This window comes from Variovorax sp. GW821-FHT09D04, assembly GCF_059416405.1.
Window position 1 is genome coordinate 715,034 of the sequence record NZ_JBWKPA010000002.1, and the last position, 20,805, is coordinate 735,838.

Here is a 20,805-nt window from a genome sequence, read left to right on the forward strand (position 1 = left end):
ACCGCGTATCAGTCGAACAGCAGCGCCATCAGGTGCTCGTCGACGAAGTCCGCCTCACCGGCCCGGCGGTAGAACTGGCGCAGCGTGCCTTCTTGCACGAAGCCCAGCCGGGCATAGAAACGAAGGGCCGTGGCGTTGTCGCTCTCGGCCATCAGCTCGACGCGGCGAACGCCTTCGGCCTTCAGCCGCGCGAGCACGTCGGTCACCATGGTCTGCGCGATGCCACGGCCATGCAATGTGGGATCGACCGCGAGCGTGCCCAGGCTCGCCACATGCTGTGCACGGCCCGGGTAGCGCGTGACGCGGTAGAAGCCGGCGAGCCGGCCATCGACTTCGAAGATGAAGAAGCCACCGCTGTCGAGCAGGCCCTGGAAGATCGGGCGAAAGTCGTCGCGCGGCATCGGGTCGTAGCCCAGGTAGGGCACGACCCGCTCGTGCATGTAGAGATCGAAGACGGCGTCGAAGTCCGAGGATGTGGCGAGGCGGCGCAGGGGCATGTCGCGCTTCTTCAATGAGGTCCGCAAGGATGGATGCGGCCGAGCATAGCCATGGCAAGGCGGTGCTGACAACCGCCCCGCCTTTTTCTTCCCTCGAAGCTCAATCCTCCGGGAAGCGCCGGCTCGCCACGATCACCGCGTTGGTGCCGCCGAAGGCGAAGGAATTCGACAGCACATGGCGCAGCCCCCGTGCCTCGCGCGCGGCGCCGCGCACGAAGTCGACGTTGCCGAACGCGGCATCCGGCGTGTGCAGGTGGGCGATGGGCGGCAGGGTCTCGCGGGCCAGCGCGCGCAGCGCGGCCACCAGTTCGATGGCACCGCCGCCGCCCAGCACGTGGCCGTGGATCGCCTTGGTCGCACTGACCGGTGCGGCGTCGCCGAAGAGTTCGCCGATCGACGCGGCCTCGGCGGCATCGCCCGCGCTCGTCGCCGTGCCGTGGGCGTTGATGTGGCCGATGTCCGAGGGCACGAGCCCGGCGTCGCGCAGCGCGGCACGCATGGCGCGCACCTGGCCGGCCGGGTCGGGGTTGGTGATGTGCGTGCCGTCGCAATTGCTGGCGTAGCCGCTGAGCACGAACGGCTGCGCGCCGGCACCGCGTGCCCGCGCATGGGCCTCCGATTCGAGCACCAGCGCCGCCGCGCCCTCGCCGATGGCGAAGCCCGCGCGGTCGCCCGAGAACGGACGGCAGGCGGTGGCGGGCGCATCGGCCGGCGGCGGTGCCATGACGCGCATCGCGTGCCAGCTGGCCATCACGCCGGGCGTGAGCATCGCGTCGTGGCCGCCGACGATGGCGATGTCGATCCAGCCGCCGCGGATGGCGCGCATGGCTTCGCCGATGGCCACCGCGGAGGAAGCGCAGGCGCAGGCATAGGCCAATGCCGCGCCGCGCGCGCCGAAGTGCAGCGCCAGTTCGGCGACCGCGGCGTTGGGCATCACGGTGAGCACGGTGGTGGGGCGCATGCGGCGCTGTTCGCCGTAGAGCGCGCGCGTGGTGGCGTCGAAAGTGCCGGCGCCGGCCAGGCCGCTGCCCCAGAAGACGCCGAGGCGGTCGCGGTCGATGGTGTCGAGGTCGAGCCCGGCATCGACCGCGGCGTCTTGTGCGGCGGCCAGGGCCATCGCGGTGCCGCGGTCCAGCGGCAGGCGCGAGGCGCTGCGCACGCTGCTGGCGTCGAAGTCGCAGGTGGCGGCGGCGATGGCCATCGGGTCCATGCCGGGAATCTCGAGGGTCTGCGCGCGCACCGCGGAGCGGCCGGCGAACAGTGCATCGTCGAAGGCTTCTATGCTGCGTCCGAGCGGCGTGATGAAGCCGAGCCCGCTCACGTGCACGGGTGCGGCAGCGGTGTGGGCCGTGGCGGTGGCCGCCAGCACGGCATGGGCGGCGCCGCTGCTCATGCGGCGGCTGCCATGGGTTCGGCGCGTGCGGCGGCAGCTTCGCCCTCGGCATCGATCACCTCGCACAGCCGCTGCAGCGTGATGCCGGCCTCGCGCGGGTCGAGCCGGTCTTCGGGAATGCGCAGGTGGAAGGCGTCTTCCACCGCGAAGACGAACTCCATGAGCGCCAGCGAATCGAGGCCGAGGTCCGACAGCGCGGTGGCCGGCGAGATGGCCGTGCGCGCGACGCGGAAGTCGGTCTCGAGGATGGTGGCGATGCTGTTGAAGGTGGGAGAGGAAGACATGAGGAGGTTCCTTTCTTTCAGGCGTGAAGAGCAAGTCCGCGGACGCGGAACACGGGTTCGGGCACCGGGCCGTGGGCCACGGTCTCGGCGAAGGCGAGGGTCTCGCGCACGACCTGCTGGCGGTCGTTGTCGATGCTGATCATGTGGTAGCTGTTGTTCAGGACCACGGTATGCAACGAGGCGCAGCGCAGCCCGCGCACCAGCAGGTCGAGGTTGGACAGGCTGGCCACCTCGTCCTCGCGCGCATGCAGCGCCAGCACCTGTTCGCACTGCACGTCGTTCAGGCGCCGCCGCACGTGGCGGATCAGCCGGTCGTGCTCGCGCAGGTGACCCACGCCGATGACCGCGCTGCCGGCGCGCGAGACCTGGCGATGGCGCAGCTCGCGCTCGATCCAGGTGCGCACGCGCTCGTTCTTCACGCCGTAGGGCGGGCGCTCGCGGTATTGCCAGAGGCGGCCCAGCGGTGTGTAGAAGGCCAACGGCAGCAGGAAGCGCGTGCGCGGCACGGCCCAGCCGTCGAAGCGCAGCGTGGTCGACATGAGCACCAGCGCGTCCACCTCGCGCCCGCAGCGGATGGCGCCGCCCAGGGCCAGCGAGGCGCCGGCCGAGATGCCGACCAGCATCACGCGGTCGTGCGTGCGCCGCAGCGCCTTCACGTGCGCCTCGAGGGTGTCGAGCCAGCGTTCGAAAGGCACGGCCTGCTGCAGCGGCGCGGCGGCGTCGAACGAGTAGCCCGCGATGCAGAGCGGCTGCACCGCATACCCGTGGCGCTGAAGGGTCGATTGCACGGTCAGCAACTCGTCAGGCGTGCTGCATAAACCATGCAGCAGAACCACCGCGGTGCGCTGCACGGCGGGGGACACCAGGCTCAAGGGATCGGAGGGATCGCGTGCACTCATCGGAAGGTGTGTCGTATGCTCATGTCGCGTTTATCGCGGTGAGCGACTGACCGGCCGCTGACGCGTCCATCGCCAGGGCAGACCCACAAATCACCCACCACTCATTCACTCACCATGCGAATCCTGCTTGTGGAAGATGACACCGTGCTGCGCGACGTGATGCTGCGCAGCCTCGCCGACGCCGGCCACCGGGTCGACGTGTCGACCAACGTCGAGGATGCAGACCACCTGTGGCGCGTGCAGCCCTTCGACGCCGTGCTGCTCGATCTCAACCTGCCCGCCACCGCCAGCCCCACCAGCGGCCTGGCGAGCGGCCTCACGGCCTTGCGACAGGCCCGTGCGCGCGGCGACCGCACGCCGGTGCTTGTGCTCACGGCGCGCGGTCGCACCGAAGAACGCATCGCCGGGCTCGACGCGGGCGCCGACGACTACCTGGGCAAGCCCTTCGACCTCGCCGAGGTGGAGGCGCGGCTGCGCGCGCTGGTGCGGCGCGCCAAGGGCACCGAAGACATCGTGGTGCTCGGCCAGCTCAAGCTCGACCGCAAGGCGCGGCGCTTCGCGGTCGCGAACGCGCCGCTCGATTTGCCGGCGCGCGAGTTCGAGGTGCTGTGGGAACTCATGAGCCCGCCGGGCCGCACCGTGAGCAAGCGGGCGCTGTCGGACAAGCTCTCGGGTTTCGACGAATCGCTGGGCGACAACGCGCTCGAGGCCTTCATCTCGCGCCTGCGCAAGAAGCTGCTCGGCTCGGGCGCGGGCATCCGCACCTTGCGTGGCATCGGCTACCTGCTCGAAGCCGAGGTGTGAGGCCGCCCGTGAGCGAGGCCACCACCCCACCGGTCACGCGCACTGCACCTTCGCTCACGCGGCGCGTGCTGCGCAACGTGCTGGTGCCGCTGGCGCTGACCTGGATGGCCGGTGCGGTGATCGCACTCGTCATCGCCAACTATTTTTCGGAACAGGCCTTCGACCGCGGCATGCTCGACGACGCCTATGCGCTGTCGGCCAACGTGCAGGCCGGCGAACGCGGCATCGAGCTGCTGCTCACGCCGCGCGAGGTGGCGACCGTGCTGTTCGACCAGACCGACAAGGTCTACTTCTCGGTGCAGCGGCTCGACGGCACGCTCATCTCCGGCAGGGGCGACCTGAAGGCGCCGTTGCCCGACGAAGGTTCGCGCTACCGTTTTTCCGACATCGACTACGACGGCAATGTGCTACGCGCTGTGGTGCTCGACCACGACGCCGAGCCCGGCCTGCACATGCCCTACCGCGTGATCGTGGCCCAGACCACGCTGAGCCGCGCCGCACTGGTTCAGCGGCTGCTGTTCTATGCCATGGCGCCGCAGGTGCTGCTGCTCGTGCTGCTGGCCGTGTGGCTCTGGCATGGCATCCGACGTGACCTGCGTCCGCTCGGCGAGTTGCAGCGCGCACTCGACACCCGCGATGTGCGTGACCTCTCGCCGGTGACCGTGGCGCAGACCTCGAAAGAGTTGCAGCGCCTGGGCGATGCCGTCAACGCGCTGTTCGACCGGCTGCGCCACAGCGTGCGCGCGCAACGCGAGTTCGTGGGCAACGTGGCGCACGAACTGCGCACGCCCCTCGCGGGCATTCGCGCGCTGGCCGAGTACGGGCTCGCGCAGCACGACACCGAGGTGTGGCGCGAACAGCTCACGCGCGTGTCCGAACGGCAGGCGCGTGCGAGCCACCTGATCGACCAGCTGCTGGCGCTGGCATTGGCCGATGAGGCGCGCACCGACCTGCAGCGCACGCCCGTGTCGCTCGACATGCTGGCCGAGCAGACCGTGCTGCGCCACCTCGCGCGCGCCGATGCACGCGGCGTCGACCTGGGCGCGCGCGGCCTCGACGACGGCGTGACGGTGCTTGCGAACGAAGCGCTGGTGGAGGGCATCCTCGACAACCTGATCGACAACGCGTTGCGCTACGGCGGACGCACGATCACCGTCGAACTCGCGGGCCGCACGCTGAGCGTGATCGACGATGGGCCCGGCATTCCGCTCGAGGCACAGCGCGACCTCATGCAACGCTGGGCGCAAGGGCCCGCAGGCCAGAAGCTGGGGCAAGGCGCGGGGCTGGGGCTGTCGATCGTGGCGCGCTATGCCGAGCTGCTGGGGGCAGAACTGCGACTCGAAGCCGCCGAGCCGACCGGCCTGCGCGTGAGCGTGACCTTCGGGGACGACGCCTGACCGTTCACGCGCGTGTCAGTGGCTTGCGCAGATAGACGCGTGTGCGCCCGTCGAGGGATTCGCGCCGGAACTCGACATAGCCGATGCGCTGGTAGAGCGCGAGGTTCTCGGTCATCTTCTCGTTCGTGAACAGGTAGATCGATGCGTGGCCCTGGCGCAGCGCTTCGCGCTCGGCCAGTTCGAGCAAGGCGCGACCCGCGCCGCTGCCCTGGTGGTCGGGGTGCACGGCGATGACATCAATCAGGAAGCCTTCGTCTGTGACATCGAGCAGCAGTGCGGCGCCGATCTGTTGCTCCGGTCGCTCGGCCACCCACACCTGCAGATGTGCGATGGCCTGCGCGTAGTCGCGCGTCATCGGCCGCGGCGTGAGGCCCAGGCGCGGGATGTAGGTGCGGAAGGCCTCGACCGCGCATGCGGTGACAGTCGCCACGTCGTCGGCGGTGGCGCGACGCAGATGCCAGGATGCAGCGTTGTCGCTCACGCGTCGAACTCGACCTCGCCCTCGATCTCCACCGGGATGCCGAAAGGCAGCTCCGCCATGCCCACGGCGCTGCGCGCATGGGCGCCGACCTCGGGACCGAAGAGCTCGAGGATCAGATCGGAAAACCCGTTGATGACCGCCGGCTGCTGTTGAAAGCCGGGCGCCGAGGCCACCATGCCGAACACGCGCGTCCATGCGGTGATGCGGTCCAGGTCGCCGAGCGCGCGCTGCAGGCTGCCGAGCATCGCGAGGCCGGTGAGGCGCGCGGCGGCGTAGCCTTGGTCGACTGTCAGCTCTGCGCCGAGCTTGCCCAGCGGCGCAGCGATGCGGCCATCGGCCGTGAGCGGGCCGTGGCCCGAGACGATCGCGCGCCGGCCGATGAGGCGGACGAACTGGAAGGGAAGGACGACGCCGGGTGGTGGCGTGACGGGAGGGGGCAGCACGAGGCCGAGTGCTGCGAGTCGTTGTTCGATGCGGGCCATGGCGTTGCGCTCCTGCCGACGGACGTTGATGAAGAGGTCCGCCGCATCTTGCCATGGCCCTCAGGGGCCGCTGGGGCTCAGCCCAACGCCGGATAGTCCGTATACCCCTTCACCCCACCCCCATACATCGTGGCCTTGTCGAGCTCGTTCAGCGGCGCGTGCTCGCGCAGGCGGCGCACCAGGTCGGGGTTCGAGATGAAGGGCTTGCCGAAGGCCACGAGGTCGTCGCCTTCCTTCACGGCTTCTTCGGCCAGGGGGCGGTCGTAGCCGTTGTTGACCATCCAGGCGGCCTTGCCGCCGGCGGCGCGGTAGGCGGCCTTGAGGGCTTCGTAGTCGAAGGGGCGGTCGGCGATTTCGCGCGGGCCGCCGGTGGCGCCTTCGATGATGTGGATGTAGGCCAGGTTCAGCGGCGCGAGCTGCTGCACGACGTAGGTGAACAGCGGCTGCGGGTCGCTGTCGTGCACGTCGTTGGCCGGCGTGACGGGCGACAGGCGGATGCCGGTCTTGCCGCCGCCGACGGCATCGACCACGGCGCGCGTGGACTCGAGCAGCAGGCGCGCGCGGTTCTTGATGGAGCCGCCGTAGTCGTCGGTGCGCTTGTTGCTGCCGTCTTTCAGGAACTGGTCGAGCAGGTAGCCGTTGGCGCCGTGCAGTTCGACGCCGTCGAAGCCCGCGGTCTCGACGGCGTTGCGTGCGGCCGCGGCATAGGCGTGGACGATGCCGGGCAGTTCGGCCGCGTCGAGCGCGCGCGGTTCCGACGTTTCAACGAAGGTGGGCACGCCGTCCTTGATGAGCACGGTCTTGGTCTTGGCGGTGATGGCCGAGGGCGCGACGGGCTTGCCGCCACCGGGTTGCAGTTCGGTGTGCGAGACGCGGCCCACGTGCCACAGCTGCACGACGATCTTGCCGCCCTCGGCGTGCACGGCGTCGGTCACGCGCTTCCAGGCGTCGAGCTGTTCGGTGCCGTAGAGGCCGGGCACGTCGGCGTAGCCCTGGCCCTGGTGGCTGATGGCGGTGGCTTCGGTGATGAGCAGGCCGGCGCTGGCGCGCTGGGCGTAGTAGGTGGCGGCGATGTCGGGCGGGATCGCGTTGGGCGAGCGGTTGCGCGTGAGCGGCGCCATCACGATGCGGTTGGCGAGCTGGAGGTCGCCGGCCTGGACGGGGTCGAAAAGGGTGGACATCGCGGATTGAGGGGGCAGAGTTGAAACAGGCGCAAGGCTAAGCCGCCCGTCTCAACCCTGCTGTCGCACGGTTGTCCCGATTGGTGCTAAGGAAGCAGCCGCGCCAGCAACGCCGGGCTCACGCGCACGGGCAGCGCCAGCAGGATCTGTCCCATGCCCTTGCCGAGCGGGTCGTTGCGCAGCGAGGCCATGCCGCCGCCGCCCAGCGCCTGTTCGCAGACGAAGTTGAAGGCGTGGATGCCGGGCACCTCGTGGCGCGTGACGCGGCCCTGCACCAGGTGCGCGAGCCATGCGGCCACGCGCGCCTCGGTGAGTTGCGCGCGCAGCAGCGGCAGCAGCTCGGGATGGCGCGCGATGACGCCGATGTTCGAGGTGTCGCCCTTGTCGCCGCTGCGGGCCCACGCGAGGCGGATCAGCGGGACGTCGATGGCGTCGTCGCCGGGCGTGGCCAGGGGCAGTTCATCGTTGGTGCGCACAGCGGGTGGGTCGTCGCTGGTGGCGTGCGTCGCGGGCACATCGACGGCCTGCCCATCGACGCGCACCTGCGGGCTCACGCGCGCCTTGTCGAGCAGGAACGCGTACTGCCGGATCGACGGCGACACCGAGGCGCGCCCGCCGCCCGCGCCCGTGGTGCCGGGCGCCCACGAGGTGCCGGCCGGCGCGACCTCGCGCGCGAACAGCTCCAGCGCGTCCTTGCGCGGATGCGTCACGGCGAGCCGCAGCACGGCCTCGCGGATCTGCTGTGCCTGTGTCTGCGCGTGCGGGCCGTAGCAGGACTCGGCGCCGAGCACTTCGAGTTGCGTGCCGCTGTAGGGCCCGAGGCCCTGTTGCGCGAAGAGGGCGCCGGTGCGCGCGAGGATCGCTTCGCCGGTGCGCCGCGCCTTGGCCACCGCGTCGAAGCCGACGATCGTGAGCTGCGCCGCGGTCTTGAAGCCGTCGACATACGTGGCGCAGACCTTGTAGCTGCCGGTGGGTGCGCGGCCGCGCGCGCCGTGCACGCGCACGCGGTGTTCGCCCGCCTGTTCGATGCGCACCTGCGTGAAGTCGGCCACCACGTCGGGCAGCAGGTAGGCGGCGGGGTCGCCGATTTCGTAGAGCATCTGCTCGCCGACCACGGCGGGCGTGAGCTTGCCGCCGGTGCCCGCGGGCTTGGTGACGACGAAGCTGCCGTCGGCGCTGCATTCGACGATGGGGTAGCCGATGTTCGGCCAGTCGGGCACGGTGTCCCAGTCGGTGTGCAGGCCGCCGGTGGCCTGGCAGCCGCACTCGATGATGTGGCCCGCGAGGCTGCCCGCGGCAAGCAGGTCGTGGTCGCCGGGCTGCCATTGGAATTCATGCATGAGCACGCCGAGCGTGACGGCCGAGTCGACGCAGCGGCCGGTGATGACGACCTGCGCGCCCGCGTCGAGCGCGGCCTGGACCGGGCGCGCGCCCAGGTAGGCATTGGCGCTGAGCACGCGCTCGGGCAGCGGCGCGCCGCTCTGCAGTTCGCGCACGGGCGGTTGCGAAGCGCGCAGTTCGGGCAGCAGCGGCGACACGTCGTCGCCGCTGACCACGGCGATCTTCAGCGTGATGCCTTGCTCGGCGGCCAGTGCCGCGAGCGCATCGGCGCAGCCTTGCGGGTTGACGCCGCCCGCGTTGCTCACGACGCGGATGCCTTGTTTCACGACGTCTTTCAGCACGGACTTCATCGCGACGGCCACGAAGTCGGTCGCGTAGCCCAGCTCGGGCTTCTTCAGCCGCGCGCCCGCGAGGATCGACATGGTGAGCTCGGCGAGGTAGTCGAACACGAGGTAGTCGATCTGCCCGCTGGCCACGAGCTGCGGCGCGCCCACGCTGCTGTCGCCCCAGAAGCCGGAGGCACCGCCGATGCGGACGACGCGACCGTTGGGGTTGTTGCTGTTGCTGCTGTTCATCGTCCGCTCCATTGCGGCTTGCGCTTCTCGCGGAAGGCGAGTTGGCCTTCGGCCGCGTCTTCGGTGAGCGCGAACAGGCCGATCTGGCTTTCGGTGAACGCCATCGATTCCTCGAAGGCCATGGCCTCGATCTTCTTCATCGTGTACAGGCCGCGGCGGATGGCAGCGGGCGACTTGTCGAGCAGGCGACCCAGCAGCCAGTCGACGCTCTCGTCGACGTCGTCGCTCACGCGGTTGACCAGCTTCAGTTCGAGCGCCTGCGCGGCGTCGATCGGCTCGCCGGTGATGCACATCTCGGCCAGCACGCGGCGCGGCAGCAGGCCGCCGAGCACGCTGAGCACCTGTGCGGGAAACACGCCGACCTTCACCTCGGGCAGGCCGAACACGGCCTGGCGGCTGGCCACGGCCAGGTCGCACATCGCCATGAGGCCCATGCCGCCCGCCATGCAGGCGCCGTTGACACGCGCGATCAGCGGCACGGTCGATTGCCGCGCCTGGCGAAAGAGGTCGGCCATGCCCTGGTAGGGCGCGGCGTAGTCGAACTTGAACGAGGTGCCGCTTTGCAGGTCGGCGCCGGCGCAGAAGGCGCGCGTGCCGGCGCCGGTGAGGACCACGGCGCGCACGGCGGTGTCGCGGTTGGCGCGGGCCAGTGCATCGGACAGGCCCTCGAGCACGGCCGCGTTGATGGCGTTGCGGCGTTCCTGGCGATCGATGGTGAGCCACATGACGGGCCCGCGCATCTCTTCGCGCAGCTCGACGGGGGACGGGGAAGAAGGGGGAGGGGATTCGGACATGGGCGGCTCGGCTTCCTGGTGACGGATGCCGTAGCGTCGCCCGAAAAAAAAGCCGCGGCATGCGGCTTGTGGCTGCGGCGATCCGGGTTTTCCCTTGGGTGGCCCGGATCGTCGCTGGCGTCGCGTTCTGCGCGCTTTTGCTTACTTCAGCAGGCCTTCGGCCTTCATCGCTTCCTGGACGGCGGGGCGGGCGGCGACGCGGGCGTGCCAGGCGAGCACGTTGGGGAAGTCCGAGATGTCCACGCCGGTGGGCTTGGTCCAGTTGGTGACGGTGAACAGGTAGCCGTCGGCCACGCTGAAATGCTCGCCCATCAGGTACTGCTTGGCGGCGAGTTCGCCGTCGAGCCACTGGAAGCGGGCCTTGAGCTTGTCCTTGGAGATGGACTTGGCTTCCTCGGGCATGGCCGGGTTGAACAGCGGGCTGAAGCCCTTGTGCATCTCGGTGCCGATGAAGGTCAGCCATTCCTGCAGGCGGTAGCGCGGCATGGTGCCGTTGGCGGGCGCGAGGTTCTTGGTGGGGGCGAGGTCGGCAATGTACTGGACGATGGCCGGGCCTTCACGCAGGCGGGTGCCGTCGTCGAGCTCGAGCATCGGCACGTAGCCCAGCGGGTTGATGCCGTAGTAGTCGGTGCCGTCCTGCAGCTTGTGGCTCTTGGTGCTGGCCAGCACCGGCTCGAAGGCGATGCCCGCTTCGTGCAGCGCGATGTGGGGGGAGAGCGAGCAGGCGCCGGGCGAGTAGTACAGCTTCATTCGAAAAAACTCCAATGGATAGAAGGAAAAGATCTGTGCGACCGAAAGGGATGCTAGCGGGTTTGGCTGCATCGCGTTTTTGTCCTACGGCGGCTCGCGCGTGGCGACTATCGGGCGGCGCGGCGGGGCTTCCTACAGTCCGGACACGGCGGCGCATGCCCGCCGCAAAGCAACCAAGGAGTGGTTCACCATGCTCAAGTACGCGATCATTTTTGCGGTCATCTCGCTCGTGGCGGGTCTGCTGGGCTTTGGCGGCGTGGCGGCCGGCGCGGCGGGCATCGCCAAGCTGCTGTTCGGCCTGTTCCTCGTGCTGGCGGTGCTGTTCGTGGTGCTGGCCGCACTTGGCGTGGGCGCGGTGAAGAAGGCGCTCGATTGACCGCCTTGCCCCATGCCATGCACCTGTCGCACGTCGACCTGCGCCTGGACTACGAGGTGGACGCCCCGGCGCACCTGCGGCTGAACATCGAGGCCGCGCGCACGGGTGCGCAGGCGGTGCTGGCCGAGACGCTCACCATCGAGCCGCCCGTGCGGCTGCGGGTGGGCTGCGAGCCCGACAGCGGCAACCGCTTCGTGCGCTTCGACGCGACGCCCGGCCCGCTGACCATCGCCTACCGCGCGACGGTGCGGCGCCCGGTGGTGCATGTGCCGGCCACCTTGCCCGAGGTGCCGGTGAGCCAGCTGCCCGACGCGGTGCTGGGCGACCTGCTGCCCACGCGCTATTGCGAGTCGGACCTGCTGGCGCGCTGCGCGCAGCAGCTCTTCGGCGACCTGCCGCCGGGCATCGGCCGCGTGCAGGCGATTGCCGACTGGATCCACGACAGCATCGTCTACGTGCCGGGCAGCAGCGACTCGACCACCACCGCGCGCGAAGTGTTCGTGCAGCGCGCGGGCGTGTGCCGCGACTTCGCGCACCTGGGCATCACCTTCTGCCGCGCGCTCAACATTCCGGCGCGGCTGGTGGTGGGCTATGTGTGGTTCGACGAACCGCCGCAGGACTTCCATGCCGTGTTCGAAGCATGGCTGGGTGGGCAGTGGGTGCTGTTCGATCCAACGCGCATGGCGCCCGTCGACCGGCTGGTGCGCGTGGGCACGGGGCGCGACGCGAAGGACGTGGCCTTCTCCACGATCTTCGGCGCGGTGCGCATGACCGACAAGAAGCTCGCCGTGCGCGAATTGCAGGACGAGCGGGCCATTGCGCCGCGCACGCCGGCACCCAGTGGCGAGCTGCGGGGCATCGAGAAGCCCGAACCGGTGCTCTGACCCTCCCAAGTGACCGCCCGATGCGGGTTGTTTGCTATTAAATATATAGCATCCTGCGCAATGACGGCGAGGCTCTGGACCGATTTTGGCGTGGCCCCCTAGCTTGTCCACACAGGGGTTGCGGCAGGGCATCGCCGCTTAAAATTAGTGCCCTTTTTTGCGCCGCGCACGCGTCCTGTGGTGCGCTCCTTTTTCCAATGCTGTACCCCGAAGAATTCGATGTGATCGTCGTCGGCGGTGGCCATGCCGGCACCGAAGCCGCGCTCGCTTCCGCACGCATGGGCGCCAAGACGCTGCTGCTCTCCCACAACATCGAGACGCTGGGGCAGATGAGCTGCAACCCGTCGATCGGCGGCATCGGCAAGGGCCACCTCGTGAAGGAGGTCGACGCGCTCGGCGGCGCGATGGCCATTGCCACGGACGAGGCGGGCATCCAGTTCCGCATCCTCAACTCGAGCAAGGGCCCGGCCGTGCGCGCCACGCGGGCGCAGGCCGACCGCGTGCTGTACAAGGCCGCGATCCGCCACCGCCTGGAAAACCAGCCGAACCTCAGCCTGTTCCAGCAGGCCGTCGACGACCTGATGATCGAAGGCGACCGCGTCGTCGGTGCCGTCACGCAGGTGGGCATTTCTTTCCGCGCGCGCACCGTGGTGCTGACCGCGGGCACGTTCCTCGACGGTCGCATCCACGTCGGCCTCGACAACTACCAGGCCGGCCGCGCGGGCGACCCGCCGGCGATCAGCCTGTCGGCGCGCCTGAAGGAACTCAAGCTGCCGCAGGGCCGACTGAAGACCGGCACGCCGCCGCGCCTGGACGGGCGCAGCATCGACTTCTCGAAGTGCACCGAACAACCCGGCGACGGCATGCCCGGTGGGGCAGGGCCGATGCCGGTGTTCAGCTTCATGGGCAAGGTCGAGATGCACCCGCAGCAGATGCCGTGCTGGGTGACGCACACCAACCAGCGTACGCACGACATCATCCGCTCGGGCTTCGACCGCAGCCCGATGTTCACCGGCAAGATCGACGGCGTCGGTCCGCGCTACTGCCCGAGCGTGGAAGACAAGATCAACCGCTTCGCCGACAAGGACAGCCATCAGATCTTTCTCGAGCCCGAAGGCCTGACGACCAACGAGTACTACCCGAACGGGATCTCGACCAGCCTGCCGTTCGACATCCAGTACCAGCTGGTGCGTTCGATGCCGGGCCTGGAAAACGCCCACATCCTGCGCCCGGGCTACGCCATCGAGTACGACTACTTCGATCCGCGCGAGCTCAAGAGCAGCTTCGAGACCCGTGCGATCCGCGGCCTGTTCTTTGCCGGACAGATCAACGGCACCACCGGCTACGAAGAAGCCGCGGCCCAGGGCCTGTTCGCCGGCATCAATGCCGCGTTGCAGTGCCGGGGCGAAGACGCCTGGCTGCCGCGCCGCGACGAGGCCTACCTGGGTGTGCTGGTCGACGACCTGATCACCAAGGGCGTGACCGAGCCGTACCGCATGTTCACCAGCCGCGCCGAGTTCCGGCTGCAGCTGCGCGAGGACAACGCCGACATGCGCCTGACCGAAGCAGGGCGCAAGCTGGGCCTCGTGGACGACGCGCGCTGGGACGCTTTCAGCCGCAAGCGCGACGCTGTTTCACGTGAAACAGAGCGGCTCAAGTCGATCTGGGTGAACCCGCGCAACCTGCCGGCGACCGAGTCGGCCCGGGTGCTGGGCAAGGCCATCGAGCACGAATACAACCTGGCCGACCTGCTGCGCCGGCCCGACGTGAACTACGAAACCCTGATGTCGCTGGACGGCGGCAAGTACGGACCGTCGTCGGCGCTGAGCGCTTCCGAGATCGAGCAGATCGAGATCTCCTCCAAGTACTCCGGCTACATCGAGCGCCAGCACGACGAAGTGGAGCGCGCCGCCCACTTCGAGAACCTGAAGCTGCCGGTCGATTTCGACTACGGCCAGGTCAAGGCCCTGAGCTTCGAGGTGCGCCAGAAGCTGGACAAGCACCGGCCCGAAACGCTGGGGCTGGCATCGCGCATCTCGGGCGTCACGCCCGCCGCGATCTCGCTGCTGATGATTCACCTGCGCAAGGGCGGGCACAAGGCCTTCGCCCGCGATGCCGTCGATACCGCCGCGCCCGCCGCGCCCGCCGAAACCACCGAAGCTGCAGCCACCGAGCCGCACACCGCACCATGAGCGCGACCCCCCTCGACACGCTGCGTGCAGGCGCAGCCGCCTTGGGCGTGGCCCTGTCCGACACGCAGGGCGAACAGCTGCTGGCCTACGGCACGCTGATGCTCAAGTGGAACAAGGTCTACAACCTGACGGCCGTGCGCGACCCGGCCGGCGTCATGACGCACCACCTGCTCGACAGCCTCGCGGCCGTCGCACCGCTGCAGCGCGAGTGGGCAGGGAAGGGCAGGCTGCTCGACGTCGGCTCCGGCGGCGGTCTGCCGGGCGTGGTGATCGCCATCATGCGACCCGACATCGAGGTCAGCTGCCTCGATGCCGTCGCCAAGAAGGCGGCCTTTGTGCAGCAGGTGGCGGCCGAACTGGAGCTGCCGAACCTGCGTGGCCTGCACGCGCGGGTCGAATCGCTGGCCGGCAGCTACGAGGTGATCAGCTCGCGCGCCTTCGCGTCGCTGCCCGATTTCTTCAACGGCTCGATGCATCTGCTGGCACCGGGCGGCGTCTGGCTGGCCATGAAGGGCAAGGTGCCGACCGACGAACTGGCCGTCTTGCCGGCCGGCGTCGCAGTGTTTCACGTGGAACAACTGACGGTGCCGGGCCTGGACGCCGAGCGTTGCATCGTCTGGGCGCGCAAAGAGGCCGCCTGATTTCGTAAAAGATGCGACGGCGCCGGCAAAAGCCGGTGCCGGAGCAATCTTCCCGGCGCTGGCCTGCCTTAGACTCGAAGCCTCCCCCTGGCTCTCTTTTTCGAGGCACATCCCATGTTCGGCATCGCTGACTACGGCGCATTCGTCGCCGCCATCGTCCTGTTCCTTCTGATTCCCGGCCCGGGCAATCTGGCGCTGATCACTTCGACCAGCAAAGGCGGCATTCGTGGCGGCCTGGCAGCGACCTTCGGCGTGATCCTGGGAGACCAGGTCCTGATGTGGGCGGCGGTGGCGGGCGTGTCGGCCGTGCTGGCCGCTTACCCGGCGGCCTTCAAGGCGGTGCAGTGGCTGGGCGCCGCCTACCTGGCGTGGCTCGGTCTCAAGATGCTCCTGGCCAAGCCCGGCGCGGCGCCGATCCTGAACATCCGCCCGAGCCATTTCCTGCGCCAGGCGCTGACGATCACCTTGCTGAACCCCAAGGCGATCGTGTTCTACATGGCCTTCTTCCCGCTGTTCGTCGATCCGGCGCGCCACCAGGGTGTCATCACCTTCGGCGCCATGGCCGTGACCATCGCCGCGCTGACCTTCCTGTACGGCCTGACCTCGACGCTGCTCACGCACTTCCTGGCCGAGCGCATCCGCGCCAATCCCCGCATCTCGGCCACGCTCGAAAAGCTGGCCGGCACCTTCCTGATTGCCTTCGGCATCAAGCTCGCGATCTCGCGCTGACCGACCCCGACGACCCGCACTGACGACACATGGCCAAGATTTTCTGCATCGCCAACCAGAAGGGCGGCGTCGGCAAGACCACCACCACTGTCAATCTCGCCGCCGGCCTGGCCAAGGTGGGCCAGCGCGTGCTGATGATCGACCTCGATCCCCAGGGCAACGCCACCATGGGTTCGGGCATCGACAAGCGCCAGCTGGAGCTCACGGTGTACGACGTGCTGCTCGAGTCGGCCTCGGTGGCCGAGGCGCGGGTGAAGTCCGACAAACTCGTGGAGGCCGAGGCCAGCTACGACGTGCTGGGCGCCAACCGTGAGCTGGCCGGCGCCGAAGTCGAAATGGTGGCACTCGACCGCCGCGAAAAACGCCTGCGCACCGCGCTGGCGGCGGTCGGCGCCGAGTACGACTTCGTGTTGATCGACTGCCCGCCGAGCCTGAGCCTGCTGACGCTCAACGGCCTGTGCGCGGCCCACGGCGTGATCGTGCCGATGCAGTGCGAGTACTTCGCGCTCGAAGGGCTCACGGACCTGGTCAACACCATCAAGCAGGTGCACGCCAACCTCAACAAGAACCTGCAGATCATCGGCCTGCTGCGCGTGATGTTCGATCCGCGCATCACGCTGCAGCAGCAGGTGAGCGAGCAGCTCAAGTCCCACTTCGGCGACAAGGTGTTCGACACCGTGATCCCGCGCAATGTGCGCCTGGCCGAAGCGCCGAGCTACGGCCTGCCGGGCGTGGTGTTCGACCCGTCCGCCCGCGGCAGCCAGGCCTTCATCGCCTTCGCCGAAGAGCTGGTCGCCAAGATGCCGCCCGCGAGCGCCTTCGCCTCGGGCGCGGTGGCACCGCCGGTCACGCCCCCGCCGCGCGTGGTGCCCGACCTGCCGATTCCCGACGATGTGCTGGCCGCCGCGCCTTCCGCTTCCGTCGCCGACACCGACCAAAACCCCGTCTGATGCTCGCCCGATGGGCGGCAGGCGCTATCAAGTTCGTAGCAACCAGCCATGAGTGAACCCCGCATCCTGCTGCTGCCCGGATGGCAGAACAGCGGCCCCGGCCATTGGCAGACCCGCTGGGAGTCGGTCTACGGCGACCGCCGCGTCGACCAGCACGAGTGGATGCGCCCGCTGCGCGGCGACTGGTCGATCCGCCTCGAAGAAGAAGTGCTGGCCGCGCCGGGCGCCGTGGTGCTGGCTGCCCACAGCCTCGGCTGCATCCTCACCGCCGCCTGGGCGGCCCATTCGCGCAACACGCACAAGGTGCGCGGCGCGCTGCTGGTGGCGCCCGGCGACCTGGAGCGCGACGACCTGCGCCAATTGATTCCCGGCTGGGCGCCCATCGTGCGCCAGCCGCTGCCGTTTCCGGCCGTGCTCATCGCCGCCAACGACGACCCGTACTGCGAAGCCTCACGCTCCAAGCAGCTGGCCCGCGACTGGGGCGCACGCTTCATCGATGCCGGCACCGGTGGCCACCTGAACGCCGAATCCGGCCTGGGCGACTGGCCCGAAGGCCGGAAACTCCTGAACGACCTCTCGAAAGACACGCACTGATGGCGACCAAGAAACCCAAGGGCCTGGGCCGCGGCCTCGAAGCGCTGCTCGGCCCGACGGCCGCACCCTCCGCCGATCCGCTCGGCAATGGCGGTGACCGCGCCACGGAAGAGGGCGGCGCCCCGCAGAACCCCAACACCCTGAAGCTCGACCAGATGGTGGCCGGCGTCTACCAGCCGCGCACCCGCATGGACGAGGGCGCGCTGTACGAGCTGGCCGAGAGCATCAAGGTGCAGGGCATCATGCAGCCGATCCTGGTGCGCCGGCTCGACGCCGAATCGGCCGCGGCCAAGAACGCCGAGTACGAAATCATCGCGGGCGAGCGGCGCTTCCGTGCCGCCCGGCTCGCCGGCCTGGACACCGTGCCGGTGCTGGTGCGCGACGTGCCCAACGAGGCCGCAGCGGCCATGTCGCTCATCGAGAACATCCAGCGCGAAGACCTCAATCCGCTGGAAGAGGCCCAAGGCCTGCAACGCCTGGTGACCGAGTTTGGGCTCACTCACGAAATGGCGGCCCAGGCCGTCGGCCGTTCGCGCAGTGCCGCCAGCAATCTGCTGCGCCTGCTGAACCTGGCCGAGCCCGCGCAGCTGATGCTGATGGCCGGCGACATCGACATGGGCCATGCGCGCGCGCTGCTGTCGCTCGACCGCGGCACGCAGATCACCGCCGCCAACCAGATCGCCGCCAAGAAGATGTCGGTGCGCGAGGCCGAGGCGCTGGTGAAGAAGCTCGCAGCCGAGTTCACGCTCACGCCCTCGCGGCGCGGCAATGCCGGCGAGAAATCGCGCGACCTGCAGCGCGTGGAAGAAGAGCTGGCCGACCTGCTCACGGCCGAGGTCGAGGTGCGCATCAAGAAGCGCACGAAGCGCGGCGAAAGCGGCGAGCTGGCGATCCACTTCGGCTCCATCGAGGCGCTCAACGGACTCATCGAGCGCATCCGCCGAACGGCCTAGTTCCGCTTGTGTTGCGAAGACGGACCCCAGCGTTCGTTTGATTGATTCCTGCAATCCTTTGCGCGTATCCTCGATCGCGGTTTTTCTTTCAGCCCTGCAAGACCACCACCATCGAAACGAGGGAGTCGACCATGCCGTTCTTCGCCACCAAGTTCCCGCTCGCCGCAATCGCCGTCGGCGCACTGCTGCTCACGGGCTGCGCCACCACCGACATGCAGATGGGCAGCCAGTCGGCCAAGACCATGGCCACGGGCAGCGCCGCCGGCGGTGCCACCTCGGGCGAGAGCAGCCAGCTCGAGCGCTGCGAATCGCCGCTCGGGACGGTGTCGCTGGTCGAGAACGTCAACGCCGGCTGGTACACCATCCTCACGGGCGAGTACCGCCTGCCGCCTACTGCAAATCTGTTGCGTTTGCTGGTGCAGCAGTCGAACTGCTTCATCGTGGTCGAGCGCGGCGCGGCCGGCATGAACGCGATGACGCGTGAACGCGCGCTGCAGCAGTCGGGCGAGATGCGCGGCGGCAGCAACTTCGGCCGCGGCCAGATGGTGGCCTCCGACTACGGCCTGTCGCCCGAGATCGTGTTCAGCAACAGCGATGCCGGCGGCATCGGCGGCGCGCTCGGCGGCCTCGTGGGTGGTGGCCGTGGCCGCGCCATCGCGGCCGTCGGCGGCAGCCTGCAGACCAAGGAAGCCAGCGCGCTGCTGACGCTCATCGACAACCGCTCGGGCGTGCAGGTCGCAGCAGCCGAGGGCAGCGCCTCCAAGACCGACTTCGGCGCCTTCGGCGGCCTGGCCGGCCGCAGCGGTGCCGGTGGCCTCGGCGGCTACACCAACACGGCGCAGGGCAAGGTGATTGCGGCAGCCTTCATGGACGCCTTCAACCAGATGGTCCGTTCGCTGCGCAACTACAAGGCGCAGACGGTGCGCGGCCAGGGCCTGGGTGGCGGTGGCCGCTTGGGCGTCGACGGTGGCGCCGCGCCTTCGCAGACCTACGTACCGCCGGAGCCGGCACCGGCACGTCGCCGCAGGTAAGAACAAAACGCGGGCCTTCGGGCCACGAAAAAGCCCGGCGCTCTTGCGAGCCGCCGGGCTTTTTCATTGATGCGTGATCGCGAGGGATCAGAGGCTGAAGATCTTGCCCGGGTTCATGATGTTCTTCGGATCGAGCGCGCGCTTGATCGTGCGCATCATGTCGATCGCGCCCACGCCCGCTTCGGTCACCAGGAAGTCCATCTTGTGCAGGCCCACGCCGTGCTCACCGGTGCAGGTGCCTTCGAGCGCCAGCGCGCGGCTCACCAGCGCGTGGTTCAGCTCTTCGGCCTTCACGCGCTCTTCGGGGATGTTCGGATCGAGCAGGTAGCCGAAGTGGAAGTTGCCGTCGCCCACGTGGCCGACGAGGAAGTAGGGGATGCCGCTGGCATCGGCTTCGGCCACCGAGTCGAGCAGGCAGTCGGCCAGGCGCGAGATCGGCACGCAGGTGTCGGTCGAGATCACGCGGCAGCCCGGGCGCGACTGCACGGCCGCGAAGTAGCTGTTGTGCCGCGCGGTCCACAGGCGCGTGCGTTCTTCCGGCGTGCTGGCCCATTCGAAGGCGTTGCCGCCGTGGCCGCTCGCGAGTTCCTGCACCGTCTCGGCCTGCTCCTTCACGCCGGCGGGCGAGCCGTGGAATTCCATCAGCAGCATCGGCTCTTCGCGCAGGTTGAGCTTGGCGTAGGCGTTCACCATGCGCACCGTGTTCACGTCGATGAGCTCCACGCGCGCGATCGGCACGCCCAGCTGGATCGTCTCGATGGTGGTGCGCACCGCGGCCTCGATGCTCGGGAACGAGCAGATCGCCGCCGACACCGCCTCGGGCAGCGGGTAGATGCGCAGCGTGACCTCGGTGACCACGCCCAGCGTGCCTTCGCTGCCCACCATGAGGCGCGTGAGGTCATAGCCGGCCGACGACTTCTTCGCGCGCGTGCCGGTGCGGATGATGTCGCCGCTGGCCGTGACCACTTCGAGCGCCAGCACGTTCTCGCGCATCGTGCCGTAGCGCACCGCGTTCGTGCCGCTGGCGCGCGTGGCCGTCATGCCGCCGATGGAGGCGTCCGCGCCCGGGTCGATGGGAAAGAACAGGCCCGTGCTCTTGATCTCTTCGTTGAGCTGCTTGCGCGTGACGCCCGGCTGCACCGTCACCGTGAGGTCGTCGGCGTTGATCGACAGCACCTGGTTCATGCGCGACACGTCGATGCTGATGCCACCTTGCACCGCGAGCAGGTGGCCTTCGAGCGAAGAACCCACGCCGAAGGGAATGACCGGCACGCTGTGCTCGCTGGCGAGCTTCACGGCATCGGCAACATCCTGCGTGCTTTCGGCGAACACCACGGCCGCGGGTGGCGGTGCGTCGAACGACGACTCGTCGCGCCCGTGCTGCGTGCGCACCGCCATCGCCGTGGAACAGTTGTCGCCGAAGCGCGCCTTCAGCCCGTCGATCAGGGCCGCGGGAACGTCGCGCAGATGAAACGCCGGCATCAGGTGCGAGGTGGAAGTCGGGGCGTTCATCGGGCGTCTCCTGGAGGGGCTGAGGGGGATCGGCCATTTTACGGAGCGCGCACCATAATGCGCTT

General features: G+C 69.0%; 22 protein-coding genes. 11 read left to right on the forward strand and 11 right to left on the reverse strand.

Annotated elements, in window-relative coordinates; genetic code table 11:
* Positions 1 to 8 precede the first annotated feature (8 nt).
* From AC07O4_RS09560 to AC07O4_RS09575, 4 genes are all read right to left on the reverse strand, one after another.
* Positions 9 to 497, reverse strand: coding sequence for a GNAT family N-acetyltransferase (locus AC07O4_RS09560; protein ID WP_495304375.1), 489 nt, complete (start codon positions 495 to 497; stop codon positions 9 to 11).
* A gap of 100 nt (positions 498 to 597) precedes the next feature.
* Entirely contained in the window at positions 598 to 1,890 is a 1,293-nt protein-coding gene (locus AC07O4_RS09565) for a beta-ketoacyl-[acyl-carrier-protein] synthase family protein (protein ID WP_495304376.1), read from the reverse strand.
* Complete coding sequence (locus AC07O4_RS09570; RefSeq protein WP_095948423.1) at positions 1,887 to 2,174, reverse strand: phosphopantetheine-binding protein; 288 nt, start codon at positions 2,172 to 2,174, stop codon at positions 1,887 to 1,889. The genes AC07O4_RS09565 and AC07O4_RS09570 overlap by 4 nt, the downstream gene beginning before the upstream one ends.
* Positions 2,175 to 2,191: 17 nt before the next feature.
* Complete coding sequence (locus tag AC07O4_RS09575; protein WP_495304377.1) at positions 2,192 to 3,073, reverse strand: alpha/beta hydrolase; 882 nt, start codon at positions 3,071 to 3,073, stop codon at positions 2,192 to 2,194.
* A gap of 114 nt (positions 3,074 to 3,187) precedes the next feature.
* Here AC07O4_RS09575 and AC07O4_RS09580 point away from each other — a divergent pair, with 114 nt between their 5' ends.
* Together AC07O4_RS09580 and AC07O4_RS09585 are read left to right on the forward strand one after the other, a co-directional pair.
* Positions 3,188 to 3,877: a response regulator transcription factor gene (locus tag AC07O4_RS09580; RefSeq protein ID WP_056574813.1), complete on the forward strand. Its 690-nt coding sequence runs from the start codon at positions 3,188 to 3,190 to the stop codon at positions 3,875 to 3,877.
* Positions 3,878 to 3,885: 8 nt separating this feature from the next.
* The gene (locus tag AC07O4_RS09585; RefSeq protein ID WP_495304378.1) at positions 3,886 to 5,274 is read left to right on the forward strand and encodes a sensor histidine kinase; all 1,389 of its coding nucleotides are present in this window, start codon (positions 3,886 to 3,888) and stop codon (positions 5,272 to 5,274) included.
* Positions 5,275 to 5,278: 4 nt separating this feature from the next.
* Here AC07O4_RS09585 and AC07O4_RS09590 read toward each other — a convergent pair whose 3' ends face one another.
* The 6 genes from AC07O4_RS09590 to gstA form a co-directional block, all read right to left on the reverse strand.
* The gene (locus AC07O4_RS09590; protein WP_495304379.1) at positions 5,279 to 5,755 is read right to left on the reverse strand and encodes a GNAT family N-acetyltransferase; all 477 of its coding nucleotides are present in this window, start codon (positions 5,753 to 5,755) and stop codon (positions 5,279 to 5,281) included.
* The gene (locus AC07O4_RS09595; RefSeq protein WP_493194838.1) at positions 5,752 to 6,237 is read right to left on the reverse strand and encodes a RidA family protein; all 486 of its coding nucleotides are present in this window, start codon (positions 6,235 to 6,237) and stop codon (positions 5,752 to 5,754) included. Before AC07O4_RS09595 ends, AC07O4_RS09590 begins: the two co-directional genes overlap by 4 nt.
* Positions 6,238 to 6,314: 77 nt before the next feature.
* On the reverse strand, positions 6,315 to 7,418 hold the full coding sequence (locus tag AC07O4_RS09600; protein WP_307696841.1) for an alkene reductase: 1,104 nt from the start codon (positions 7,416 to 7,418) through the stop codon (positions 6,315 to 6,317).
* Positions 7,419 to 7,504: 86 nt separating this feature from the next.
* Complete coding sequence (locus AC07O4_RS09605; RefSeq protein ID WP_495304380.1) at positions 7,505 to 9,334, reverse strand: acyclic terpene utilization AtuA family protein; 1,830 nt, start codon at positions 9,332 to 9,334, stop codon at positions 7,505 to 7,507.
* Positions 9,331 to 10,128: an enoyl-CoA hydratase/isomerase family protein gene (locus AC07O4_RS09610; RefSeq protein WP_495304381.1), complete on the reverse strand. Its 798-nt coding sequence runs from the start codon at positions 10,126 to 10,128 to the stop codon at positions 9,331 to 9,333. The genes AC07O4_RS09605 and AC07O4_RS09610 overlap by 4 nt, the downstream gene beginning before the upstream one ends.
* Before the next feature lie 141 nt (positions 10,129 to 10,269).
* Positions 10,270 to 10,878 carry a glutathione transferase GstA gene (gstA, locus tag AC07O4_RS09615; RefSeq protein ID WP_095948432.1) on the reverse strand — a complete coding sequence of 203 codons (609 nt, stop codon included), beginning with the start codon at positions 10,876 to 10,878 and terminating at the stop codon, positions 10,270 to 10,272.
* A 190-nt stretch (positions 10,879 to 11,068) separates the two neighbouring features.
* Here gstA and AC07O4_RS09620 point away from each other — a divergent pair, with 190 nt between their 5' ends.
* From AC07O4_RS09620 to AC07O4_RS09660, 9 genes are all read left to right on the forward strand, one after another.
* Complete coding sequence (locus AC07O4_RS09620; RefSeq protein WP_013538518.1) at positions 11,069 to 11,254, forward strand: DUF1328 family protein; 186 nt, start codon at positions 11,069 to 11,071, stop codon at positions 11,252 to 11,254.
* Positions 11,251 to 12,138: a transglutaminase-like domain-containing protein gene (locus AC07O4_RS09625; RefSeq protein ID WP_492742986.1), complete on the forward strand. Its 888-nt coding sequence runs from the start codon at positions 11,251 to 11,253 to the stop codon at positions 12,136 to 12,138. The genes AC07O4_RS09620 and AC07O4_RS09625 overlap by 4 nt, the downstream gene beginning before the upstream one ends.
* Before the next feature lie 197 nt (positions 12,139 to 12,335).
* Positions 12,336 to 14,330, forward strand: a complete 1,995-nt coding sequence (gene mnmG / locus AC07O4_RS09630; protein ID WP_495304382.1) for a tRNA uridine-5-carboxymethylaminomethyl(34) synthesis enzyme MnmG — start codon at positions 12,336 to 12,338, stop codon at positions 14,328 to 14,330.
* Positions 14,327 to 14,971 (forward strand): 16S rRNA (guanine(527)-N(7))-methyltransferase RsmG, encoded by a 645-nt coding sequence (gene rsmG / locus AC07O4_RS09635; protein WP_495304383.1) that lies wholly within the window; start codon positions 14,327 to 14,329, stop codon positions 14,969 to 14,971. The genes mnmG and rsmG overlap by 4 nt, the downstream gene beginning before the upstream one ends.
* Before the next feature lie 114 nt (positions 14,972 to 15,085).
* Positions 15,086 to 15,700: a LysE family transporter gene (locus AC07O4_RS09640; RefSeq protein WP_095743039.1), complete on the forward strand. Its 615-nt coding sequence runs from the start codon at positions 15,086 to 15,088 to the stop codon at positions 15,698 to 15,700.
* Between the two features lie 29 nt (positions 15,701 to 15,729).
* Positions 15,730 to 16,650: a ParA family protein gene (locus AC07O4_RS09645; RefSeq protein ID WP_062473764.1), complete on the forward strand. Its 921-nt coding sequence runs from the start codon at positions 15,730 to 15,732 to the stop codon at positions 16,648 to 16,650.
* 48 nt (positions 16,651 to 16,698) lie between these two features.
* Complete coding sequence (locus AC07O4_RS09650) at positions 16,699 to 17,244, forward strand: RBBP9/YdeN family alpha/beta hydrolase (protein ID WP_492742990.1); 546 nt, start codon at positions 16,699 to 16,701, stop codon at positions 17,242 to 17,244.
* Positions 17,244 to 18,197: a ParB/RepB/Spo0J family partition protein gene (locus tag AC07O4_RS09655; protein WP_062473760.1), complete on the forward strand. Its 954-nt coding sequence runs from the start codon at positions 17,244 to 17,246 to the stop codon at positions 18,195 to 18,197. The genes AC07O4_RS09650 and AC07O4_RS09655 overlap by 1 nt, the downstream gene beginning before the upstream one ends.
* Positions 18,198 to 18,328: 131 nt before the next feature.
* Positions 18,329 to 19,228, forward strand: a complete 900-nt coding sequence (locus AC07O4_RS09660) for a CsgG/HfaB family protein (RefSeq protein ID WP_495304384.1) — start codon at positions 18,329 to 18,331, stop codon at positions 19,226 to 19,228.
* Positions 19,229 to 19,315: 87 nt separating this feature from the next.
* Here AC07O4_RS09660 and AC07O4_RS09665 read toward each other — a convergent pair whose 3' ends face one another.
* Entirely contained in the window at positions 19,316 to 20,740 is a 1,425-nt protein-coding gene (locus tag AC07O4_RS09665; protein ID WP_495304385.1) for an FAD-binding oxidoreductase, read from the reverse strand.
* Positions 20,741 to 20,805 lie beyond the last annotated feature (65 nt).